Source organism: Angustibacter sp. McL0619, assembly GCF_049994355.1.
Taxonomy (GTDB): domain Bacteria; phylum Actinomycetota; class Actinomycetes; order Actinomycetales; family Angustibacteraceae; genus Angustibacter.
Genome location: NZ_CP188257.1, coordinates 395,105 through 417,842, shown reverse-complemented (window position 1 = coordinate 417,842; position 22,738 = coordinate 395,105). Strand labels below are relative to the sequence as shown.

The window sequence follows — 22,738 nt, the reverse complement described above, 5'->3', positions numbered from 1 at the left end:
GCCACGCGCTAGGCACGCAGCCACGCGCGGATGCCCTCGTCGGACGCGGCGCGCCAGATCTTGTCCAGCGCCTCGTCGACGGCGGCGGCCCGGCGTACCTCGCGAGCATGCAGCTGCCCGCACAGGAAGGCCAGGTCCCACCGCTGGTTCGAGGCGAGCTCGAGCAGGCGTCCCTGGGCCACGACCGCGTCCTGCCGGGCCCCGAGCTTCTTCTGCAGCTGCTTCATCGCATCGGCGAAGGAGCGAGCCGGTTTGCCGAGTGCCGGCGCGACGGCCTCGGCCGCGTACCGGGCCTGCTTGGCCGCCTTCCTGGCGTCGTGCAGAGCCCGGTTGCGCTCGACCCCGGCGGGTAGCCCGACCCCGGCCGTCATCGTCCGGTGCAGTCGACGGTCGGCCTTGGCGACCTTGCGAGCGCCGGTCCGATCAGCGCGCTTGGCCGCCGTCTTGGTGCCCTGTGGCTTTGCGGCCAGCATTCGGAGCCCGTCGACCAAGGCGTGGTAGCGATCCGACTCGAGCGCGTCCAGGAGGTTCCGGTGGGCGGCTCGGTAGTCCCGGCCAAGCTGCCCGGCGGCCAACCGGAGCGGCCGCGCGAACGTCGGCTCGTCGCCGTGGCCGGCCAGCAGTCGGTGTTGCAGGACCTCGGCGTCCCGCGCGGCTCCCAGCTCCGCGGCCAGCCAGCGCAGCTCGGCCGGCAGGTCCGCAAGGGCCTCGACGTCGTACAGGCTGCGGTACGTCTTCAGGCAGCCGCGCAGGCGCCTGGTCGCCACCCGCATGTGGTGGATGCTGGCGGGCACGTCGAGCCTGACCAGGGGGTCGGTTGCGACGACCACGTGAACCTGGCGGGCGACGTAGGCGCCGACGACCTCACCCACAGCCGACTTCGGCCCGAACGACGTCGCCGGACGACGTGGGCCGGCGACGCGGCGTCCGGTCCCCAGAAGGTGGTCGACCTCGGGTCGTTCCGCGGACCTCTGCAGGTTGAGCGAGCGCAGCCTCTCGTCGAGCGCTCGGAACACCTTCCGGTCACTCTCCGGCGACTCCAGCCGGAGCTCGACCCAGCCGGCCAGCCGGGTCGGCTCACCCGCGTCGATGCGTTCGACCTCGACCTGCTCGGTCGCGATGACGGCCAGCGTCTCGCCGTCCTGGGACTGCAGGGGGTGGACGGTGCGGTCCGTGGTGACCCGGGCCACCGGGACCAGCGGCGAGTCGCCGGCGAACGTCCACATCAGGCGGCGCAGCCCGACCGGCACCGTGCGCCGTCCCCGCGCGAGGGACGACGAGCGTCGCAGCGGGCGTTCGCCAGAGCCGCGCCCCGTCAGATCGGCGTGCCAGCCTTCGTCGTCGCCGCCTTCGACCCGGCTGATCGCGGCCCCGGCGGCACGCAGCCGCCGGTCCTGCGTGTCGAACTGCTCGACCACGACGCGTCCGGTCTGGGCTGCTGCCGCCACCAGTCGCTCGTCGTGCTCCACCCCACCGAGGATCACGGCGACGTCGGGGATCGTGCCCTCGTCGACGGGCTCGTAGCGCTGCAGGCGCCGGCCGGGTGACATCATGGCTCCATCATCGCCCGAACCTACCGGTCCCGGGCTCGTCGATGTGCTGCGCGACAAGGCGCGCGGTCAGGCGGCGGCGAGCCGGACGTTCAGCGCGTCGCGGGTGCAGCGGGGCAGCGCCGGTGAGCCAGCTCGAACGCAGCTCCCACGCGCCGCCCGCGCGCACCCTGCTGGACATCCTGCAGGACACCGCGTCCAACCACCCCGACGCAGCGGCCGTCGACGACGGTCACACGGTGCTCACCTACTCGCGCCTGCTCTCGGCGGTTGACCAGCAGCGACGTCGTCTCGTCGGCGCCGGCGTCCGGCACGGCGACCGCGTCGGCGTGCGGATGCCGTCCGGCGCGGCCGACCTGTACGTCGCCATCCTGGGGGTGCTGGCCGCCGGAGCTGCCTACGTACCCGTGGACAACGACGACCCGCCCGAACGCGCCCGACTCGTCCTGGAGACGGCCGACGTCCGAGCCGTGCTGCGCGAGGGCAGCCGGATCCAGGTCCGCGGCGCGGCCGGCTCGGCGTCGCAGGATCCGCCGACCCCGGACGACGACGCCTGGATCATCTTCACCTCCGGTTCCACCGGCACCCCGAAGGGAGTCGCGGTCACCCACCGCTCGGCCGCGGCGTTCGTGGACGCCGAGGCGCGGCTGTTCCTGCAGGACGCACCCCTCGGTCCCGGGGACCGCGTGCTCGCCGGCCTCTCAGTGGCCTTCGACGCCTCCTGCGAGGAGATGTGGCTGGCCTGGCGGTACGGCGCGTGCCTCGTCCCGGCACCACGGGCCCTCGTGCGCAGCGGGATGGACCTGGCTCCATGGCTGGTGGACCGCGGCGTCACGGTGGTGTCGACCGTCCCGACCCTCGCCTCACTGTGGCCGGCCAGCACCCTGGACGCCGTCCGGCTACTGATCTTCGGTGGCGAGGCCTGCCCTCCCGAGCTGGTCTCCCGGCTCGCCGTCGGCGACCGCGAACTGTGGAACACCTACGGCCCCACCGAGACCACCGTGGTGGCCTGCGGGGCCCGGCTTGCCGCCGACGACCCGGTCCGGATCGGCCTGCCGCTCGACGGCTGGGACCTGGCCGTCGTCGACAAGGACCTGCAGCGCCTGCCGCCGGGCGAGGTCGGCGAGCTGATCATCGGGGGCGTAGGCCTGGCCCGCTACCTCGATCCCGAGCGCGACGCCGAGCGCTTCGCACCCGTTCCTGGGCTGGGCTGGCAGCGGGGTTACCGCAGTGGCGACCTCGTCCGCGAGGACCCGCAGGGCCTGGTCTTCGTCGGCCGCGCCGACGACCAGGTGAAGGTCGGTGGACGCCGGATCGAGCTCGGCGAGGTCGATGCGGCGCTGCTCCGGCTGCCCGCCGTGGGCGCCGCAGCCACTGCGGTGCGGACCACGGACGTCGGCACGAAGGTGCTGGTCGGCTACGTCACCCTCACCGACCCGGACACCGAGCTCGACCGACCAGCCGCGCTGGAGCTGCTGCGCCGTGACCTGCCGGCCGCCCTGGTGCCGCTGCTGGCCGTCGTGGACGACATCCCGACCCGCACCTCCGGCAAGGTGGACCGCGACGGCCTCGCGTGGCCCTTGGAGTCCGTGCCGACCGACGCCGAGGCCGTGCCGCTGACCGGGACGGCGGCCTGGCTCGCGGAGCTGTGGGCCAGGGTGCTCGGAACCCGCGCGAACGACGCGTCCGACTTCTTCGACGACGGCGGCGGCAGCCTGTCCGCCGCGCAGCTGGTCTCGCTGCTGCGCGAGCGCTTCCCGCATGTGACCGTCGCGGACGTCTACGAGAACGCCCACCTCGAGCAGCTCGCGGACCGGCTGGACGAGCTGACCCCGGTCGGCCCGGCCGCCGACGTCCGGGTGGTTCCCGGTGTGCCGCGGCGAGCTCAGCTCGTGCAGCAGGCGGTCTCGTTGGTGCTGCTGGTGGTCCCCGGCGCGCGGTGGCTCGTCTGGGCTTCGGCGATCGGCAACCTGCTGGCCGCGCAGGGCGGGCCGGCGTGGGTGCCGCAGACCTCGTGGTGGCTGGTCCTGGCGGGGTGGCTGCTGCTGATCAGCCCATGGGGCCGGATGGCCCTGGCTGTCGCGGCCGCGCGCGGACTGCTGCGGGGCGTGCGGCCCGGCCGGTACCGGCGCGGCGGCCGGGTGCACCTGCGGATCTGGGCGGCCGAGGCCGCCGTCGACGCCCTCGGCGCGGCGAACCTGGCCAGCGCGCCGTGGATCAGCGTGTACGCGCGGGCGCTCGGTGCGAAGGTCGGCCGCGGCGTCCAGCTGCAGGCGCTGCCCCCGGTGACCGGCCTGCTCACCCTCGGCAGACACTCCTCGGTCGAGCCCGAGGTCGACCTGAGCGGGCACTGGCTGGACGGCGACGTCCTGCACGTCGGGCGCATCCGGATCGGAGCCGGCGCGAGCGTCGGGTCACGCACCGTCCTGCTCCCGGGGACGCGGGTCGGCCAGGACGCCGAGGTCGCGCCGGGCAGCGTGATCGACGGCTCGGTCCCACCGGGCGAGCTGTGGGCCGGGTCGCCGGCCTTCCGGGTCGCGGTGGCCCACCGGGACTGGCCTCGAGCCCGACCCACCACCCGTCCGTACTGGGTGCCGATCTACGCGGCGACCGCAGCCGCGCTGGCCTGCCTACCAATGGTGTCGGCCACCGCGGGCCTGGCGGTGCTGTGGTCCGAGCTGCGCGGGACGTCGTCCGCGGCGGAGGCGGCCGCTGCCGTGGCCCTGCTGATCCTGCCGGCCACGATCGTCGCCCTCGCCGTCCATGCGCTGCTGATCTGGGCGTCAGTGCGGCTGCTCGGTCTGGGGCTGACGGACGGCTACCACCCGGTGCGCAGCCGGGTGGGCTGGCAGGTCTGGGCGACCGAGCGGCTGATGGACGACGCCCGCACCTACCTGTACCCGCTCTACGCCAGCCTGCTCACGCCGTGGTGGCTGCGCCGGCTCGGAGCGGACGTCGGACGCGGGGTCGAGGCGTCGACCGTGCTCATGCTGCCGGCGATGACCGTGGTGGGCGACCACGCGTTCCTCGCGGACGACACGCTGATCGGCTCGTACGAGCTCGCCGGTGGGTGGATCCGGATCGAACGGGCCAAGGTCGGCAAGCGCTCCTTCCTGGGCAACTCCGGGATGGCCGGACCTGGACGGGTGATCCCCAAGAACAGCCTGGTCGCCGTGCTGTCCGCGGCGCCGCTGCGCGCGAAGGCGGGCACGTCGTGGCTGGGCAGCCCGCCGGTGCAGCTGCAACGTTCGGCCGCGTCCGGCGACCAGAGCAGGACGTACGAGCCCACCACCTCGGTACGGGTGCAGCGGGCCCTGGTCGAGCTGTGCCGCCTGGTTCCGGCGGCCGTGACGGCGGGCCTGGCGCTCGGCGTCGTGCTGAGCCTGCTGGCTGCGACCGGTCGTTGGGGCGTCGCGGGTGCGCTCTTGGCCGGGGTGCCGCTGCTGGCGTTCGTCGGCTTGCTCGCGGCGGTCGTGTCGGTCGCGGCGAAGTGGCTCCTGGTCGGCCGTCATCGCGCCGTCGAGCGGCCGCTGTGGAGCTCGTTCGTGTGGCGCAACGAGCTGGCGGACATGTTCATCGAGCTGGTCGCCGTGCCGTGGTTCGTGCAGCCGGCGATCAGCACACCGCTGTTCGTCGCCTGGCTGCGCGCCCTCGGCGCGCACATCGGCCGCGGCGTCTGGTGCGCGACGTACTGGTTGCCGGAGCCCGATCTGGTGCATCTGGGCGACGGCGCGACGGTGAACCGGGGTTGCGTGCTGCAGACCCACCTGTTCCATGATCGGATCATGAGCATGGACACGGTCACCCTCGGGCCCGGTGCGACCCTGGGACCCAACAGCGTCATCCTGCCGGCCGCCGCACTGGGTGCCGCTGCTGTCGTGGGCCCCTCCTCGCTCGTGCTGCGCGGCGACGAGGTCCCACCCGGCTCGCAGTGGACCGGCAACCCGATCGCACCGTGGACGTGACCTCGCACCTGCCGGGCCACCGCCGGACGCCGGGCACCGACCCCTACCTTCCGGGTCACGGTGACGACACCTACGACGTGGAGTCCTACGCGCTGACGCTGGACTACCGGGTCGCCACCAACCGGCTGGACGGCGAGGCGGAGGTCACGCTGGTCACGCGTACCGCGCTGGACCGGTTCGAGCTCGACCTGCGCGGACTCGAGGTCAGCAAGGTCCTGGTGCAGGGGCGGCGTCCGGCGAAGTACGTCACCCGTGGTGGCCGGCTGCGGATCCAGCTCGTCGAGGCCGTTCCGGAGAGCCACCGACTCGTGGTGTTCGTCCGCTACGGCGGCCAGCCGAGCCCGGTGCGCAGCGCCTGGGGCCACGTCGGCTGGGAGGAGCTGTCGGACGGCGTGATCGTGGCCGGCCAGCCGGCGGGCGCGCCGTCCTGGTTCCCCTGCAACGACCGGCCGGGCGACAAGGCCCGCTACCGGATCACAGTGACCACCGAGTCCGGGTACACGGTGGCGGCGAACGGGCAGCTCGCCGACCACCGCCGGGGCGCGAGCCGCAGCACCTGGGTGTTCGACCAGCAGGAGCCGATGGCCAGCTACCTGGCTACGGTGCAGATCGGGCAGTACCAGTGGCTGGACCTGCCAGATTCGGGTGTGCCGCAACACCTTCTGGCCGGCGCTGGTGTCGCGAACGCCGCGCGTCTCGACCTGTCCGAGCAGCCGCAGATGCTGTCCCTGTTCGCGGAGCTGTTCGGCCCGTACCCCTTCCCGGCCTACACGGTTGTCGTGACGGACGACGAGCTCGAGATCCCGCTGGAGGCACAGGGTCTGTCGATCTTCGGCAGCAACCACCTCGACGGATCCGGGCAGCTCAACCGGTTGGTGGCCCACGAGCTGGCCCACCAGTGGTTCGGCAACAGCCTGACGGTTCGACGGTGGAGCGACATCTGGTTGCACGAGGGTTTCGCCTGCTACGCCGAGTGGCTGTGGTCGGAGCACTCGGGCCGGGCGAGCGCGCATTCGCTCGCGTCGAAGCACCACGCCGAGCTCGCCGACCTGGACCAGGACCTCGTGGTGGCCGACCCCGGCATCGACCTGATGTTCGACGACCGGCTGTACAAGCGAGGCGCGCTGGTGCTGCACGCGTTGCGCGCCGATCTCGGCGACGGCGCGTTCTTCGCCATGCTGCGCGAGTGGGTGCAGGACCACCGCTTCGGCTCGATCAGCACCGAGCTCTTCGAGGAGCACACCCGTCGCCACGGCGCCACCGACGGACTGCTCGCCGCCTGGATCCACCACCCGGCGTTACCGGAGCTAGACCGGGCCTGACGCGTCCGGCAGATGCCAGGTCACCGGGAGCGTCGTCAGCACCGCTACCGCCGCGACGTGCTCGTCACCCGCGGGCAGGATCCGGGCTTGCACCCCGTGCAGGGCCTCGGTCTGAGCCGCATCGAACGCGCTGGGGTCCTGGGACAGACCCTGCCCGGTGGCCTTGAGCAAGGCCTCCTTGCGCGTCCAGAGCGTGGCGGCTGCGCGGGCCCGGCCTATCGTCGAGACCTGTTGCAGCGCACGGCGTTCGGTCGGGGCCAGCGCGGTCTCGGCGAAGCCGGCGAACTCGGTGCCGCTGACCAGCTCCACGTCGACCCCCACCGGACCCACGTCGCTCGCCGCCACCAGGACGCGGTCGCCGGAGTGCGACAGGCTGACCTGCCAGCTCAGCGCCTGGTGCGGCGCCACGACGAGCGGACGGCCGTGCTGCCGCCCGCAACGAGGGCACGCGTAGTCAAGGCGTACCGCCGAGCTCGACGCACCCACGAGGTCGGCCACGAGCCCCTTCAGCGCGACCCGTGAGGTGCGGAACCGCCGCCGGTCGGCCTCGTGGACCAGCCCCGCCATCCGAGAGCGCTCGACGTCGTCCAGGTCGACCGCAGCCGCCGGGTCGTCCGTGACCCGGGCCCACCGCACCCACACCGCACCGGTTGCGGGGCGGTCGTCCGACGTCACGCACACCCCCACATGATGACGCAGACATCAGGTCGCCGGGTGGTCGCTTCCCGGCGGACCGGTGAGAACCGTGGGCACGTACTCCAGAAGCTGGAGCCTGCCGTCGAAAGTACGGCTGGCGACCATCTCGAGCCCGACGTCCGGCAGCCCGTCGTAGATCCGCTCCCGGCCGGTGCTGCCGGTGATCACGGGGAAGACAACCACGCGGAAGCGGTCGACGAGCCCGGCCCCGAGCAGCGACCGGCACAGCGTCAGGCTGCCGAGCGTGCGCAGCCCGGGCGAGCCGCCGGACTTCAGTTCCCGGACGGCCTCGACCGCGTCGCCGCCGACCAGGCGCGTGTTGGCCCAGTCCAACGGCCCTTCCAGGGTCGAGGAGAACACGACCTTCGACATCTCGGCCAGCTGGGCGAAGCTGTCGTCGTCCGACGTCGCCGCGAAGCCCGCCATCAACCGGTAGGTCGTCGCGCCCATCAGCACCGTATAGTCGCGCTCCGGCGACTGCTCCAGCCACGCCAGGTACTCGGGCCCTTCCAGCCCCCAGTAGCCCGGCCAACCCTCTGCGGCGGCGTAGCCGTCGAGCGAGGTGATGAAGTCCACCAACAGCTCTGGCATCGGATTTCCTTTCGTCGACCTCAATATTCACGTGTTCTGAGACGGTCCCGGTGGCACGCTGAACCAGTGCCGACCTCGATCGAGAGCCTGTTTCGTCCGGACCGGTACCCGCTGTCCTCGAAGTACGACCCTCGTTGGATCGTGGACCTCGAGATGGGTCCGAATCCGTTGTGGCAGCTGGAGGACCTGCTCACCGAGATGAGGCTACGGCCTGGCCAGAGGGTCTTGGACCTTGGCTGCGGGAAGGGCGCGACGTCGGTCTTCCTGGCCAGGGAGCTCGGGGTCGAGGTCGTGGCGTTCGACCTGTGGGTGAGCGAAGCGGAGTTACGCACGAACCTAGAGGCAGCGGGGGTGGCAGCCCAGGTGACTCCGGTGCACGGCACCGTTCTCGACCTGCCGTTCGGTGACGGCGAGTTCGATGCGATCCTCAGCGTGGACGCGTTCGAGTACTTCGGCACGGACGTCCACCTGCTTCCGAGACTGCTTCGGGTCCTCAAGCCAGCCGGCTCGCTGGGCATGAGCACCCCGGCACTGCGCGAGGACCCGTACGAGGCCGCGCCGCCGGTGTGCGTCACCGACCTCTTCGGATGGGAGGTTGCGGCCTGGCACTCCCCTGGCTGGTGGGCGAGGCACTGGACGCTCAGCGGGATGCTCGACGACGTCACGGCACGGATGCAGGAGGGCGGCAGCGAGGACTGGCTGATCTGGTCGCGATCACTTGAGCAGGACCAGGACAGTCCGGTCACGCGAATGCTCGAGGACATGGGCGCCGGCATCGGGTTCGCGCTCGTCACGGGGACCAAGACGACGGACGTCGCTCACTCCACGGTGAAGCGGGCGTCCAGCACCGTGATCCGGCCGGCCGCAGCCTCGATCGCGACCGCCTCGACCCAGCGCGCAGGCTGCTCGGGCAGCCCGGCCTCGGCGATCGCGACCTCGAGCCGAAGGCGCAGGTCCGCCTCGGTTCGGCTTGGCCCGTAGCGCGCAAGATCGGTGACGATCTCCTGCAGCTGCTCCTTCGCCAGCAGGGTCGCCGCCTGGGCCTCGTCCTCGGCGAGCGATTGATCGGTTCCATGTGAGGTGTCTGCGATGTCCATGTTCTCAGCCTCCCCCTGTCGCGCAGAGATCGCACTGCGAGCCGCTGCGAACGGAGCTAGTGTCCGTATCGGCCTGTGCAGCAAGGCAGAACGTCCAGGGGTCGTGACGATGGACGAACACGTTCGACCGCAGAACTTGAACGACGCGACGGTGAGCGCCGTGGGCAAGGTGACGGAGGCGCTCGAGCGACCTGGCCGACGCGTTCGACCAGCACCTCGTGGGCAAGAACGTGCTACCCGGACGGTGGACGTACAACGTGGTCGAGGAGTACGACGACTCCTACTCGCTCGTCTTCCGAGAGTACGAACGCACCCCGCGCGACAAGCTGATGCTGGGCCGACGTCATGTCTACGAGGCCGAGATGCGCGCGCGGGAGCAGGCATCCGACTGAGGTCAGCGTTCAGTGGTTGCGTAGCGCCTTGATCAGCTCAGCCTTTGACATCTTAGAACGGCCGTCGATGCCGATCTCACCAGCTCGCTTGCGCAGGTCCTTGACGGTCCAGTCGTCGTACGAGCCTGACTTGCCGCCCTTCTCGCCCACCGCCTTGCGTGAGGTGTTGGCCGCGGCATTGGCGATCCGAGCGGACTTCTCCTTGCTGTTGCCCTCCTCGCGCAGGTCCTCGTACAGCCCCTTGTCCTTCACGCTCGGCCCGGGGTCGCGCTGCTTGGTCACCATCACTGGTCCTCTCCTTCGGTGGTGCATGACAGGCCTGAGGCCGCCGAGGCGTCGGGACGTCCTACGGATCAGGCCGCGCACGCTCTTCGCACGCCTCACGACGGTTGCTGGCACGGGACTGTGGCCATTGCTCACTCCTGGCATCGACCTGACGGAAGGCCGACGGCTTGACCACTGGTTACAGCATGGCCCCGCCCCCGGGCACCCGCACGTCGAAGGTTGACCTTCAGAGCTGGACGGGAGTCATCCGTTCCTCATCCTGCCGGTGCGCACTCGTTCCCCTTCGCCTTCCATCTACCCTGCAGCGCAACGAATATCCGCGAGGCGCCGGCTCGGTGATCCTCGAGATGCACGGGTTCGAATCTCAGGGCAGGGTGGAGGAAGGACGTCCAGCAGGCGGCGTCAACGTTGAGCCTGCGCAGAGACGACGGGCTCCCGAGGGTGGAGCGTCATGACGACGAGATGCCGAGACGGCTACGGCGATCCGGACCACGACAGCGAGGGCGCGCTGGGCGTCGACCCGCCGACTCCGCCGTCCCTTCCCGAGGTTTCCGCGGTGCCACAGAACCCAGAAGGAGAGAGCCCCTGAGCAAGCGCCTGAGTCTCACCGCCCACCTGGACGAGTGCGATCTCGCCTGGCCGGGGCCCCGACGCGCATCCTGGACGTGCGGTGGAACCGGTCAGCGAATCAGCGGCTCCTGCCTCGGACCGCCGAGTCGATGATGGAGCGAGCCGTGTCCTCGAGCGGGTCCCCCCACTCGCAGGCCTGATGCAGCAGCAGGTCGTAGGCCTGGTCCATGGAGACCTCGCGCTGGAAGGCGAGGACGCCCTTTGCCTGTTCGACCACCGTCCGCGCCTCGAGCGCCGCGTGCGTCAGTGCGCCGAGGTCGGGCAGGTCCGGCATCCCGGCGTGCACGACCGCGATGGTCGCGACGTCGGCGAACGCCTGCAGCACGACCTGCTGATCCTCGGACAGACCATCCGGCGTCTCGAGGAACGCGTTGAGCGCTCCGATCGTGACACCGCGCCACCGCAACGGACACGCGCAGACCGAACGCAGCCCGCTGTCCACCAGCTGCCGACCGAAGACCGGCCAGCGACGGAGCAGCTCGTCGCTCCCGACGACCTGCACGGCGACGCCCGAGCTGAACGCGTCCAAGCACGGACCCTCTCCCGCCTGGAGCTCGTACATCTCGAGATCTCGCGCTGCGCGCGGGCTGGAGACCAGCACCTCGAGCGGCCCCTCGCCGTCGGCGATCATCAACCCGGCCGCCTGCGCGCCGATCACCTCCGCGCAGTCCTCCACCATGGCCGACATCGTGCCCACCACGTCGTGCCTGACCACCAGGGAAGCCGTCGCGGCAGCGAGCGCGCCGGCGGCCGTGGTCATGATCGCAGTCCCGTGGGGCTCATGCTGCCTCCTCATGGGGGCATCGCACTCGCCCTCGGCTGATCAAGTGCCGGACAGGTCTATCCTACGCGCGATGATGTCGCGCGCGACGTCCCCAAGCTGGGCTCCTTGGGCGAAGGCGTAGGCGCGCATGATCGCCAGCGCGTCGTCCGGGTTCATCCCGAGCTGGCCGATGAGCACGCCCGTTGCCTGGTGCACCTGGGAGCGGCTGCCCCAGTCCCTTGGGTCACCGGGTGACGTCGTCGAGAGGGGGTCGCGGACCAACGTGACGGCCACCGCGTCGGCAAGGAACTGCACGTCGTCCGGGGACTCCGCGAGCACGCCGTCGTGCAGGCTGTACATGCTGACAGCGCCGATCACCTGGCCACCCGAGCGCATCGGGACGGACCACAGCCTGCCCTGCTGACCGATGACCTCGGCGGCCGCCGGCACGAAGCGCGGCCAACGTTCGGCCGCGGAACGGTCGAGCGCGGTCCCGACCGTGACGTCGAGGTCGAAGGCGTCGCGGCACGGCCCCTCACCCAGGATGTCCTGGAGGTTCTCCAGCTCGTTGGACCGCTCGTCGGTGGCACACAAGGTGAGCCGGTTCGGGGTGCTGTTCTCCAGCGTGATCGACGCGCCGCTGACGCCGAGAAGCTCCTTGGCGGCCTGGCACACCCGCCAGGTGAGCGGGTCGTCCTGCGGGGCGCGCGCGACCGCCGCTGCCAGACGCGAGAGCAGGACCGACCGATCGGTCACGGCGACCTCCGCGGGACAGACCGGGATCCTCGACCTCGGCCATTCGAGTTGCGGCCATCTTAGGCGCAAGCGCGACCGGACGCCGCTGCGGTCGCGCGCCCCTCAGTGCGCCCGATCACCCACGATCGAGGACGACAAACAGCGCGAGGTCGCCGCAACCCTGGTCGCCCATCGAGGGCGGTTGGACGACCTGCCGTGGGGCAGCACGATCGCCGGAGGCAGCAGGGAAGGCCCGGTGGACCCTCAGCCGAGGTAGTGGGCGGGGTCCTTGAGCACGACCAGTGGTGCGGCGGACGTTCGTGCTGACCGGTACCGGCGCTCCAGCTCGGCGATCAGCGCGGCGTTCTCCGCGAGCTCGTCATCCGAGGCATCGCAGCGCAGGCACGACAACCGCTCCGCGTAGGCGCCCGCCAGGAGTCGTTGCAACGCGTGCTGGCTCTGCTCGCTGACGACGAGGCCGAGCTGGGAGGGGCGGGAATCAAAGGTGGTCATGGCCGGCTCCGTCCGTCAAAGGGATCGGTGGCAGCAGGCTCGACCACGTCTCACATAGTGGAGCACACGAGTCAAACCGACCGCAATAGCTTCTGCAGGCCCTGTGGCCGAAGGCGGCCGTGTCGACGGTAGGGGTGCCCGAGATGGCAGCCCGGCTGTGCACCCGCCGACGGAAGGAACCGGGACCACTCGTTGTAGACGATGCCGGCGATGGGGAGCTCGGACGCCACCCGGGCGATCCGGTCCCGATCGTAGGCAGCGCAGGTCACCATTGCCGCCGCCAGTTGGCGGACCTTGACGTTGTGGTGCGACGACACTCGCACGAGCTCGGCGAACGCCTCGTCCGGGGTACAAGCGCGGATAGCCATGATGATGCCCTTGGCCTCGTCGATACTCTCTCGGCTGATCAGGGCCTCGCGTAGATGCGCCGACTCCTCAGCCAGATCCATCCACTGGTATCCCGCCGCCGGGCGGCGGCGGGTCGTCCGCCCGCCGGCTGGACGGCCGGTAGACGAGCGGTGGGGCACCCGACGCGTCCGGTGCCCCACCCCCGCGCCGTAGACACGGGACAGGACGCCCGTGGTCTCGAGCCTCCCTGCCTGAACGGGTCTATCGGCTAATCGTCACCAGCGCACCTCAGAGCGAAGCCGCTGCATCAGCCTTCGCTCATGGAGCTCTCCCGGACACCCGCAGGCTGACGTTCCAGCTCGTTGGCCAGAAAAGTGTGGAATCGGTCGAGAGTCGTCTGCGCCCGCTGCAGCTGCGCGGTCACCGGCGGCGCGTCCGGCTCGGGACGCCACGAGATCTCGAGCCGCAGCAGCGCTGAGGCTTCCGCGGCGCCCGGCTCGACCCACAGGCTGACGCGTTCGCCGTGCTGATCGCGCATCCGCCACGCAACGTACTGGTGCAGCACGTTGTCGGTCGTCTCGACCTCGATGGGATCGCTTCGCCCGAGCACCGACCAGCGGCTCCAGACCGCATCGATGATCTCGACCGACTCCAGCCCAGGAATGAACTGCGGGTACGCCAACCGGTCGTTCCAGAAGTGGTACGCCTCGTCGGCGTCTACGGCTACCTCGGACTGCACCGACACGGTGCGACGACTGATGGCCACGATCGGCTCCTAACACAGTCCCCTCTGCGGCCCCGTCACGCACCGGGACCGCCACGGCCTGCTTCATGGCCCGGATAGTTTATCCGTTCGACGCCGACTTGCCGACCCGCAGTCATTGGAATGCTCGAAGCCACCTCGAGCAGCGTGGACGCCATCGCCGGCGCTGACCTCCTCGCCTGCGGGGCGCTAGCTCTGCAGGACAGCTCTTGCCTCCCGGGCGATCTGCAGGTCCTCACGGGCGGCGACGACGAACGTGCGGACGTCCGCTCCCTCGGCGCTGAGCTCGGCATCCGACGAGGCCGCGACATTGGCCGCCTGGCCGATGGCCACGCCGAGGAAGGTCAACCTGGCGGCGGTCCGGGCGCGCAGCGCGGCGTGGTTCTCCCCGACACCACCCGTGAACACCAGGGCGTCCAGACCGCCCATGGCCGCGGTCATCGAGCTGATCGCGGCGACGAGGCGGTGCGTCATCACGTCCAGCGCCAGCGCCGCGATGTCCGACACCGGTTGACCGGCCTCGTCCACCAGCGCGGCGGCGTCCGGCTCGCCGGTCAGCCCTCTCAGCCCCGAGTCGTGCTCGAGGCCCTCCTCGACCTCGGCGGCCGACAGGCCGCCCTGCCGGATGAGCCAGAGCACCAGTCCTGGGTCCACGCTGCCGGACCGGGTCGCCATCACCAGTCCCTCCAACGGCGTGAAGCCCATGGTGGTGTCCACCGAGCGTCCGCCGGCGATGGCGCACAGCGAGGCGCCCGCACCCAGGTGGGCGCTGACCACCCGCAGCGACTCCCCCGCCGTCCCCATCAGTTCGGCGCTGCGTCGGGCGATGTACGCGTGCGAGAGTCCGTGAAAACCGAAGCGGCGCAACGGCCAGCGCCCGCGCCAGGCCGCTGGAAGGGCATACGTCGAAGCCGCCGGAGGCAGGCTGGCGTGGAACGTGGTGTCGAAGCAGGCGACGGACGGGACGCCGGGCATGACCTCGCGCACATGACGGACCCCGGAGACCGCGGCGGGCTGGTGCAGCGGGGCCAGCTCGGTCAGGTAATCCAGAGCCCGGACCACGTCGTCGTCCAGCAGGACCGCTTCGGTGAACCGCTCACCGCCGTGCACCACGCGATGGCCGACGAGGTCCGGACGGCGGTCGTGCAGAAACGCGCGGAGGCCGTCCTCGTCGAACCCGCGCCGATCCGCCTGCAGGTCGGACGTCGCCAGCACCTCGTCGTCGTCGCCGAGCAGCCGCAGCTTGATGCTGCTCGATCCCGCGTTGACGACCAGGACGCTCGACACGGCTCAGGCCTGCACGTCGTCGTCCGGCAGCTGCCAGCCCTTGACGTCCGGCGGGTCGTCCCCGTGCTCGCGGGTGTAGACGCGGTGCCGCAGCCGCTCGTCGACCATCTGCTGACGCAGCTCGGCTGCGCGCTCGCCCAGTCCGGGTACCCGGTCGATCACGTCGACGACCCGCTGGAACCGGTCCAGGTCGTTGAGCATCACCATGTCGAACGGCGTGGTGGTGGTGCCTTCCTCCATGTAGCCACGGACGTGCAGGTTGCCGTGCCCGTTGCGGCGGTAGGTGAGCCGATGGATCAGCCAGGGATAGCCGTGGTAGGCGAAGATGATCGGCCGGTCGGCAGTGAAGATCCCGTCGAACTCCCTGTCGGACAGGCCATGCGGGTGCTCGGAGGCCGACTGCAACCGCATCAGGTCGACGACGTTCACCACCCGCACCTTCAGGTCCGGCAGGTGCTTTCGCAGCAGCGCCGCTGCCGCGACGGTCTCCAGTGTCGGCACGTCGCCGGCGCAGGCCAGCACGACGTCCGGCGGCTGGCCGGGCGCCTCGGCGCCGGCCCATCCCCACACGCCCAGGCCGCGGGCGCAGTGCGCGATGGCGTCGTCCATCGCCAGCCAGGACGGCGTGGGCTGCTTGCCCGCCACCATCACGTTCACGTAGTCGGTGCTGCGCAGGCAGTGGTCGGCCACGGAGAGAAGCGTGTTGGCGTCGGGCGGCAGGTAGACCCGGATGATCTCGGCCTTCTTGTTCACCACGTGGTCGACGAAACCCGGGTCCTGGTGCGAGAAGCCGTTGTGGTCCTGACGCCACACGTGCGAGCTCAACAGGTAGTTGAGCGACGAGATGGGGGCCCGCCACGGGATCTGACGGGTGACCTTGAGCCACTTGGCGTGCTGGTTGAACATCGAGTCGATGATGTGGATGAAGGCCTCATAGCAGTTGAACAGCCCGTGGCGGCCGGTCAGCAGGTACCCCTCCAGCCAGCCCTGGCACAGGTGCTCGCTCAGCACCTCCATCACCCGTCCGTCAGGAGCCAGGTGTTCGTCGCCCTCCTGGATCCCGTCCAGCCAGGTGCGGGCGGTCGTCTCGAACAGCGCCTGCAGGCGGTTGGAGGCTGTCTCGTCCGGCCCCATCACCCGGAAGGACGTCGGGTTGGCCGCCGCGACGTCCCGCAGGAACGTGCCCAGCACCGCGGTGGGCTCACTGGTGTCGGCGCCGGGTTCCTCGACGTCGACGGCGTAGTCCCGGAAGTCCGGCAGTGTGAGCTCTCTGCGCAGCACACCGCCGTTGGCGTGCGGGTTGGCGCTCATCCGACGCTGCCCGGACGGCGCCATCGCCCGGAGCTCGGTGACCAGTGCGCCGGCGTCGTCGAACAGCTCGCCCGGGCGGTAGCTGCGCATCCACTCCTCGAGCAGGGCCCGGTGCGCGTCGTCGGTCCTGGTCTGTGACAACGGAACCTGGTGGGCTCGGAACGTTCCCTCGACCTGCTTGCCGTCCACCGTTTTCGGGCCCGTCCAGCCCTTCGGGGTGCGCAGCACGATCATCGGCCACTGCGGTCGCTGCACCGAGCCGTCCGAGGCCTGCTGGCGGATGCCCTCGATGTCGTCGAGCACCCGGTCGAGCGTCTGCGCCATCAGTGCATGCATCGCCGCCGGAGCGTCCCCCTCCACGAAGTACGGCTGGTGGCCGTACCCGACCAGCAGCGAGCGCAGCTCCGACTCCGGCATCCGCGCAAGCACGGTGGGTGCAGCGATCTTGTACCCGTTCAGGTGCAGGATCGGCAGGACCGTGCCGTCCCGGCGCGGGTTGAGGAACTTGTTGCTGTGCCAGCTCGCGGCCAGGGCGCCGGTCTCGGCCTCGCCGTCGCCGATGACGCACGCCACCAGCAGGTCCGGGTTGTCGAACGCGGCCCCGTAGGCATGCACCAGCGCGTAGCCCAGCTCGCCGCCCTCGTGGATCGAGCCCGGCGTCTCCGGAGCGACGTGGCTCGGGATGCCGCCCGGGAACGAGAACTGCCGGAACAGCGCGCGCAGCCCGCTCTCGTCCTGGCCGATGTGCGGGTAGACCTCGCTGTAGGTGCCCTCCAGGTACGCGTTGGCGACCAGACCGGGGCCGCCGTGCCCCGGCCCGGTCACGTAGATCGCATCGAGGTCCCGTTCCCGGATCGCCCGGTTCAGGTGCGCGTAGACGAAGTTCAAACCGGGCGTCGTACCCCAGTGACCGAGCAGGCGCGGCTTGACGTGCTCGGCCAGCAACGGTTCGCGCAGCAGCGGGTTGTCCAGCAGGTAGATCTGCCCCACCGAGAGATAGTTCGCGGCGCGCCAGTAGGCGTCGACCTTCTCGAGCTCGCTCGGGCCGGCAGCCGTCGTCTCGGTCATCGGGCCATCGTCCCCACCGGCCGGGCGAAGCGCCACTGCACGACGTCGCCCCCGCCCTACACGACGGGCGCGTCGTCGGACTCGACGTCCGCCTGTGGATCCAGCTTCCAGGTGAACTGGAACTCGATCTCCTCCTCGTCGTCCTCACGCTCGTGCTCGATGGAGAACTGAGCTCGCACCGGCACCCAGATCCGCTCGCCGGCTATCTGGATCCGGAACGGCTTGTCGGCCTCCAGCGCATCGGCCAGGCGGCGCAGCTTCGCGACGAGCTCTGGCACCGAGTAGAAGCGCTCGACATCCCTGTCGTCCTTCGCCATGGTCAGCCTTCCTTCGTGTCGTTGTGGGCATCCTCGGCCCGACCCGAATGCGCAGGCATCCCCCGCAGGGGGTGACCGGAGCCCTGTGCCGAGGCTGCCGCACGGGAGCAGAATGGTCGGATGTTCATCTCCAGCGTGAACGAGGACGCCGCCGAGGGTCCTCTCGCCGACTACTACGGCAGCCAGCGCAAGGCCTGGGGCTTCCTGCCCAACTACGCAGCCGCCTTCTCGACCCGACCGGACGTCGCGCAGGCCTGGGCCGCACTCAACTCCGCGGTCCGCGACGGGATGGACCGGCGGCGCTTCGAGATCGCGACCATCGCGGCCGCCCGCGCTCGCAGCTCGACATACTGCACCGCGGCACACTCGAAGTTCCTGCGCGACGTCTGCGGTGACGCGGTGACCATGGAGTCGATCGCCGCAAGGCCGGACGGCGCCGGGCTCGAACCCCAGGACCGCGCCGTCTACGAGTTCGCGGCGAAGGTCGCGGTGGACGCTTCGTCGGTCGAGCAGCAGGACGTCGACCGGCTGCGCGAGGTCGGCTTGTCCGACGCCGACGTCGCTGACGTCGTCTTCGCGGCGGCAGCGCGGTGCTTCTTCACCGCCGTCCTGGACGGGCTCGGCACCCAGCTGGACTCGCAGACCGCCGCGACGTTCGCGCCGGACCTGCTGGACAGCATGGTCGTCGGCCGCCCCGTGGGCTGACCCGCTAGCGGCAGGCAGCCGGCTCTGCGGCCCAGCTCGGCCAGCCCGGCACGGTCACCCGCACCGAGCCTGGCCAGCCCGGGGTGGTGGATGCCGGGCGACATGACCTGGCGGCGGTCGTCGACGTGGCCCAGCCCGAACGCGTGCCCGAGCTCGTGCAGGAGGAGCTCGGTGCGCTGGGTCGGGGACAGCGGCCGGTAGCCGTCCGTGTCCAGGACGACCGCACCCTGCTCGGCGATCCGCGAACCGCCGGCCACGGACGACCAGCCGTAGCCGCCCATGCCGACCGTGCTGCCGCCGGGAAGCATGCTGGAGCGCGTCGCGCCCTCGCCCGGCTTGGCCCAGGCGATCACGAAGTCGGCATGCACCCAGCTGGGAACGCTCGCGCTGTCGGGGACGAAGGTGGTGGTGCCGGCATACACGAAACGCATACCCAGCGCGGAGCCCATCGTCGTGACGGCTGCGCTGACCCGGGCCAGCTCCCGGGCCGGCGCGGCCTGGTTGAAGCTGATCTTCCACCGGTAGGTCTTGCAGGGGTTCCATCGCACCGGGCCGTACGTGCCCGACTCCTCGAACGTGAACTTGCCGGCAGCGGCGTTCTTGGCGGCTGAGGTGACGGCGGGCAGGGCCACGACAGCTTGCCCGCGCGGAGCCGGTTGCGCCACCGGCGCAGCCCCGAGCTCAGCCTGCGTCCCGGTCCCGTCCGGGCCGGACGTGGCACCGTCGCCAGCGGCGAGCGCGCGGGGCACGAAGACCGCCGTGACCGCCAGGGCTGCTACGGCGGTGAAGGCCAACCTCGACGCTCGTTGCAACTTCGTCCTCTTCCCTCTGACTCTGCGAACCGACCAGCCGACGCCTGGGTCCGTGCGCGCGGATCTGGTTGCCGGTTCGGCCGGCCTGGCGCGATCCTGCGGGTCCGGACGACGGATCACCCGGGTGGGCTCGGCGCGGGTCACGTGGTGTGACCCCGAGGGCGCGCAGTGCTCCGTTCGGGACACTGCGCTACAGCGTCGGACGGGGCGGCGCCATCTCGGCTCCGGGGCCGAAACGCCTTCGCCGCGCGGGTTCCGCGGGCCGGTGCGAACCTGACCGCAGCCGCGAAAACGGAGGTGCCCGGTGAGCGTCAGCGTCCTGCAGGACCGTTCGGCATGCTGATCGATGAACCGTTGGCGCCCGAGCTGTCCGAGCTCGTCGCCGAGGTCGACGGGCCCGACGTCGAGCACGCCCTCCGCCTATCGGCCAAGCTCTCCGCCCTGGCACCGTTGCCCGCCTCAGGCCGGACGACGCAGCGCTGGCAGCTGCTGGTCGATCTCGCGGCGCGGGACCTGACGGTCGCGCGGGTGGCGGAGGCGCATCTTGACGCCGTCGCGATCCTGGCCGAGGCGGCCCAGCAGTGCCAGGGCGCGCTGGTGCCCGGGCCGCAGGACACCTGGGGTGTCTTCGCCGCAGAGGGACCCGGCGTCCGGCTGGACGCCGCGGCGCAGAGCGGGCACTGGGTCCTGGACGGCACCAAGCCGTGGTGCTCGCTGGCCGGGCGGCTCAGCCATGCCCTGGTCACGGCGCACGTCGAGGACGGGCGCCGGCTCTTCGCCGTCCGGCTGGACGATCCGGGGGTCCACGTCGAGCCCGGTGCCTGGCACGCGCGGGGGCTGGTCGACGTCCCGTCCGGTCCTGTGCACTTCGAGCGGGTTCCCGCGACACCGGTCGGCGAGACGGGCTGGTACCTGCGCCGGCCGGGCTTCGGGCACGGCGGGATCGGGGTCGCGGCCTGCTGGCTGGGCGGTGCGCTCGCCGTCGCCGCCGTGGTGCGCGAGGCCGCCGACCGGCGTCCACCCGACCAGCTCGCCAGCTGGCACCTCGGGTCCCTCGACCTCGCGCTGCACACCGCCCGGCTGGCCCTTCGGCACGCAGCCGGCGTGGTCGACGGCGGCGCCGCGCAGGGTGCGGCCGGCGACCTGCTCGCGCTGCGCACGAGGTCCGTGGTCGCCCAGAGCGCGGAGCTTGTGCTGGAGCGCACCGGTCACGCGACCGGCCCTGCACCGCTGACCCGCGACGAGAACCACGCCCGCCGGGTGGCCGACCTGACCGTCTACCTGCGCCAGCACCACGCGGAGCGGGACGTCGCAGCACTCGGCGCGGCGCTGCTCGCCGGGGGAACGTCGTGGTGACCTTCACCCACGACGGGACGGGGACACCCGAAGGGTGCTGGCAGGAAAGTGCCGTCCTGCACGCGCTGCCCGTAGCCGACCTGGCCGGGGCCGTCGAGGGCCGGAGGCTTCTGGTGCTGGCCGCTCACCCGGACGACGAGACGCTCGGTGCCGGCGGCCTGATCGCCACCGCGGGACCCCTCGCGGCGAGCGTCGTCGTCGTGGTGGCCACCGCGGGCGAGAGATCGCACCCGGGCTCGCCGACGACGTCCACCGACGAGCTGGCACTGCGGCGCAGCGCCGAGCTGCGCGAGGCGGTCCGCAGGCTGGATCCCGGCGCCCGGCTGCATGAGCTCGACCTCCCGGACGGCACTCTGTCCCGGCGTCCGGACACGTTGGCAGAGCAGGTGGTCGCCCTGGCCCGTCGCCTGCTCGACGCGGACGGCGCACCACCGCTGCTGGTCAGCCCCTGGCGAGGCGACGGCCATCCGGATCACGAGGCGGTCGGCGCCGCCGCCGTCGCAGTTTCGGCGCAGCTCGGCTGCGAGCTGCTCGAGTACCCGCTGTGGGCCTGGCACTGGGCCGACCCGGGCCACCCCGCTCTGCCGTGGCCGACGGCGGCGCGCCTGCCGCTGCCGGACTCAGCGCGCCGGCGCAAGCGCGAGGCGGTGCGCGCACACGTCAGCCAGCTGGTGCCGCTGTCGGACCAGCCCGGCGACGAGGCCCTGCTTCTTCCGGGCGTGCTCGAGCACTTCGACCGGCCGTACGAGGTGTACTTCCGGACGCCGGCGCCGAGCTCGCTGGACGCCGAGTACTTCACGGACCTGTACCACCGCGAAGGACCCGACCCCTGGGGCCTGGCCGAGCGCTGGTACGAGCAACGCAAGCGCGCGCTCCTGATGGCGGCCCTGCCGCGGCCGAGGTTCCGGCGCGTGTTCGAGCCCGGCTGCTCGATCGGCATGACCACCGCGGCGCTCGCGGAGCGGTGCGACGAGGTCCTCGCGCTGGACCCCGTCGCCGCGGCGGTCGACGAGGCTCGCCGTCGTACCGGCGCCATGGCGAACGTGCAGGTGCAGCGAGGTCGCGTGCCCGCCGACTGGCCACCGGGCGCGTTCGACCTCGTGGTGCTCAGCGAGATCGGCTACTACTGCTCCGCGCACGACCTCGCGCTCCTTGCCCGCAGGTGCGTCGACTCCCTGGACCCGGACGGCGTGCTGGCGATCTGCCACTGGCGTCACCCGGCCAGTGACCACCTGGCCCCGGGCGACCACGTCCACCAGGTCCTGCGGGACCGGACCGGGCTGACCTCGCTCGTCCAGCACATCGAGGAGGACTTCCTGCTCGATGTGCTCGTGCCGCCTCCGGGCGGCAGCGTCGCCCGACGTACCGGTGTCCTGTGATGGATGGCCCCACCCAGGCGGTGGTCGTGGTGCCCGCCAAGGCGGAGGCAGAGCTGCTCCCGGGCTGCCTCGACGCGCTGGACGACGCCGCCGGGCGGGTGGCCGCCACCATCCTCGTCGTGGTGGCGGTCGAGACCGGCGCAGGCCCGGATGGGACGCTGGACGTCGTCCGGCGGCGGCCGCACGTGCACGCGGTGCCACTCGTCGGTGCCTTGGTCGGCGAGGCCCGGCATGCCGCAGCCACGTTCGGACTCGACCTGCTCGGCGCGAGTGCTCGGCCCGAGACGGCGCAGCGCACCTGGTTGGCCACGACGGACGCCGACAGCCGGGTGCCGCCGGACTGGTTGGCCACGCAGGTCGCGCTGGCCACCGCCGGTGCCGATCTGGTGCTGGGGACGGTTCGGCTGCCGTCGACTGCCCGCGACCAGGTCGCGAGGACGTGGTGGGAGCGGTACGTCGAGGTCATCGGCCTCCACGACCACCCGCACGTGCACGGCGCCAACCTCGGGGTCCGCGCGAGCACCTACCTGGCCTGCGGCGGTTTCCAGCCGGTGAGCGCGCACGAGGATGCCCTGCTGGCGACTGCGGTGCGGCAGCTGCCCGGTGCGCGCTGCATCACCACGACGGCCAGCCCGGTGACCACGAGCGACCGGCGGCTGGGGCGCACGCCGGCGGGAGTGGCGGCCGACCTGCGTGACATCGCGGCCGGATGACGAGAAGGCCGGAATGCCTGCGGAGACGGAGATCCAGCTGCCACCGCGGGACGAACGACGGATGGACAAGAGGGCTGAGCGAGAGCGGGAGCCTGCGGCCCAGGCGAGGCGTCTGCATCGCAGCTCCGCTCCGTTTGACA

The 22,738-nt window shown here is 71.4% G+C and carries 20 protein-coding genes and 2 pseudogenes; 9 read left to right on the top strand and 13 right to left on the bottom strand.

From position 1 onward, the window contains the following. Positions 1–8: 8 nt before the first annotated feature. On the bottom strand, positions 9–1,553 hold the full coding sequence (locus ACPPVT_RS02045) for a CHAD domain-containing protein (protein WP_426564984.1): 1,545 nt from the start codon (positions 1,551–1,553) through the stop codon (positions 9–11). A 41-nt stretch (positions 1,554–1,594) separates the two neighbouring features. Here ACPPVT_RS02045 and ACPPVT_RS02040 point away from each other — a divergent pair, with 41 nt between their 5' ends. After that, positions 1,595–5,515, top strand: a complete 3,921-nt coding sequence (locus tag ACPPVT_RS02040) for a Pls/PosA family non-ribosomal peptide synthetase (protein WP_426564982.1) — start codon at positions 1,595–1,597, stop codon at positions 5,513–5,515. Next, the gene (locus ACPPVT_RS02035) at positions 5,506–6,837 is read left to right on the top strand and encodes a M1 family metallopeptidase (RefSeq protein ID WP_426564980.1); all 1,332 of its coding nucleotides are present in this window, start codon (positions 5,506–5,508) and stop codon (positions 6,835–6,837) included. Before ACPPVT_RS02040 ends, ACPPVT_RS02035 begins: the two co-directional genes overlap by 10 nt. Here the strand turns inward: ACPPVT_RS02035 and ACPPVT_RS02030 are convergent. Beyond that, positions 6,823–7,512: a 4'-phosphopantetheinyl transferase family protein gene (locus ACPPVT_RS02030; protein ID WP_426564979.1), complete on the bottom strand. Its 690-nt coding sequence runs from the start codon at positions 7,510–7,512 to the stop codon at positions 6,823–6,825. The genes ACPPVT_RS02035 and ACPPVT_RS02030 overlap by 15 nt on opposite strands. Before the next feature lie 27 nt (positions 7,513–7,539). Further along, positions 7,540–8,124 carry a dihydrofolate reductase family protein gene (locus ACPPVT_RS02025; protein ID WP_426564978.1) on the bottom strand — a complete coding sequence of 195 codons (585 nt, stop codon included), beginning with the start codon at positions 8,122–8,124 and terminating at the stop codon, positions 7,540–7,542. Between the two features lie 66 nt (positions 8,125–8,190). On the opposite strand from ACPPVT_RS02025, the gene ACPPVT_RS02020 reads away from it, so the two are divergent. Continuing rightward, positions 8,191–9,105, top strand: a complete 915-nt coding sequence (locus tag ACPPVT_RS02020) for a methyltransferase domain-containing protein (RefSeq protein ID WP_426564976.1) — start codon at positions 8,191–8,193, stop codon at positions 9,103–9,105. A gap of 225 nt (positions 9,106–9,330) precedes the next feature. After that, positions 9,331–9,613: pseudogene (locus ACPPVT_RS02015) on the top strand (hypothetical protein). Positions 9,614–9,622: 9 nt separating this feature from the next. On the opposite strand, the gene ACPPVT_RS02010 reads toward ACPPVT_RS02015, so the two are convergent. After that, on the bottom strand, positions 9,623–9,898 hold the full coding sequence (locus ACPPVT_RS02010) for a DUF7218 family protein (RefSeq protein WP_426564974.1): 276 nt from the start codon (positions 9,896–9,898) through the stop codon (positions 9,623–9,625). A gap of 451 nt (positions 9,899–10,349) precedes the next feature. Here ACPPVT_RS02010 and ACPPVT_RS02005 point away from each other — a divergent pair, with 451 nt between their 5' ends. Beyond that, on the top strand, positions 10,350–10,487 hold the full coding sequence (locus ACPPVT_RS02005; RefSeq protein ID WP_426564972.1) for a hypothetical protein: 138 nt from the start codon (positions 10,350–10,352) through the stop codon (positions 10,485–10,487). A gap of 99 nt (positions 10,488–10,586) precedes the next feature. On the opposite strand, the gene ACPPVT_RS02000 is transcribed toward ACPPVT_RS02005, so the two are convergent. From ACPPVT_RS02000 to ACPPVT_RS01965, 8 genes are all read right to left on the bottom strand, one after another. Further along, positions 10,587–11,288, bottom strand: coding sequence for a GAF and ANTAR domain-containing protein (locus ACPPVT_RS02000; protein WP_426564971.1), 702 nt, complete (start codon positions 11,286–11,288; stop codon positions 10,587–10,589). Positions 11,289–11,351: 63 nt separating this feature from the next. Beyond that, positions 11,352–12,047, bottom strand: coding sequence for a GAF and ANTAR domain-containing protein (locus tag ACPPVT_RS01995; RefSeq protein WP_426564969.1), 696 nt, complete (start codon positions 12,045–12,047; stop codon positions 11,352–11,354). A 243-nt stretch (positions 12,048–12,290) separates the two neighbouring features. Then, positions 12,291–12,539, bottom strand: a complete 249-nt coding sequence (locus ACPPVT_RS01990; protein ID WP_426564967.1) for a hypothetical protein — start codon at positions 12,537–12,539, stop codon at positions 12,291–12,293. Positions 12,540–12,610: 71 nt separating this feature from the next. Further along, positions 12,611–12,988, bottom strand: coding sequence for an ANTAR domain-containing protein (locus ACPPVT_RS01985; protein ID WP_426564965.1), 378 nt, complete (start codon positions 12,986–12,988; stop codon positions 12,611–12,613). Between the two features lie 206 nt (positions 12,989–13,194). Then, positions 13,195–13,653 carry an SRPBCC family protein gene (locus ACPPVT_RS01980; protein ID WP_426564963.1) on the bottom strand — a complete coding sequence of 153 codons (459 nt, stop codon included), beginning with the start codon at positions 13,651–13,653 and terminating at the stop codon, positions 13,195–13,197. 186 nt (positions 13,654–13,839) lie between these two features. Then, complete coding sequence (locus ACPPVT_RS01975) at positions 13,840–14,937, bottom strand: acetate/propionate family kinase (RefSeq protein WP_426564961.1); 1,098 nt, start codon at positions 14,935–14,937, stop codon at positions 13,840–13,842. 3 nt (positions 14,938–14,940) lie between these two features. Continuing rightward, positions 14,941–17,316 (bottom strand): phosphoketolase family protein, encoded by a 2,376-nt coding sequence (locus ACPPVT_RS01970; RefSeq protein ID WP_426564959.1) that lies wholly within the window; start codon positions 17,314–17,316, stop codon positions 14,941–14,943. 56 nt (positions 17,317–17,372) lie between these two features. Beyond that, the gene (locus tag ACPPVT_RS01965) at positions 17,373–17,633 is read right to left on the bottom strand and encodes an amphi-Trp domain-containing protein (RefSeq protein ID WP_426564957.1); all 261 of its coding nucleotides are present in this window, start codon (positions 17,631–17,633) and stop codon (positions 17,373–17,375) included. A gap of 120 nt (positions 17,634–17,753) precedes the next feature. On the opposite strand from ACPPVT_RS01965, the gene ACPPVT_RS01960 reads away from it, so the two are divergent. After that, complete coding sequence (locus ACPPVT_RS01960) at positions 17,754–18,338, top strand: peroxidase-related enzyme (RefSeq protein WP_426564955.1); 585 nt, start codon at positions 17,754–17,756, stop codon at positions 18,336–18,338. A gap of 92 nt (positions 18,339–18,430) precedes the next feature. Here ACPPVT_RS01960 and ACPPVT_RS01955 read toward each other — a convergent pair. Then, a pseudogene (locus tag ACPPVT_RS01955) lies at positions 18,431–18,619 on the bottom strand (matrixin family metalloprotease); the annotation flags it as partial. A gap of 867 nt (positions 18,620–19,486) precedes the next feature. Here ACPPVT_RS01955 and ACPPVT_RS01950 point away from each other — a divergent pair. Genes ACPPVT_RS01950 through ACPPVT_RS01940 form a run of 3 tightly spaced genes read left to right on the top strand, consistent with a single transcriptional unit; the run spans position 19,487 to position 22,598 of the window. Continuing rightward, the gene (locus ACPPVT_RS01950) at positions 19,487–20,506 is read left to right on the top strand and encodes an acyl-CoA dehydrogenase family protein (protein WP_426564953.1); all 1,020 of its coding nucleotides are present in this window, start codon (positions 19,487–19,489) and stop codon (positions 20,504–20,506) included. After that, positions 20,503–21,885, top strand: coding sequence for a PIG-L family deacetylase (locus ACPPVT_RS01945; protein WP_426564951.1), 1,383 nt, complete (start codon positions 20,503–20,505; stop codon positions 21,883–21,885). The genes ACPPVT_RS01950 and ACPPVT_RS01945 overlap by 4 nt, the downstream gene beginning before the upstream one ends. After that, entirely contained in the window at positions 21,885–22,598 is a 714-nt protein-coding gene (locus ACPPVT_RS01940; RefSeq protein ID WP_426564949.1) for a glycosyltransferase, read from the top strand. The genes ACPPVT_RS01945 and ACPPVT_RS01940 overlap by 1 nt, the downstream gene beginning before the upstream one ends. Positions 22,599–22,738: the final 140 nt, after the last annotated feature.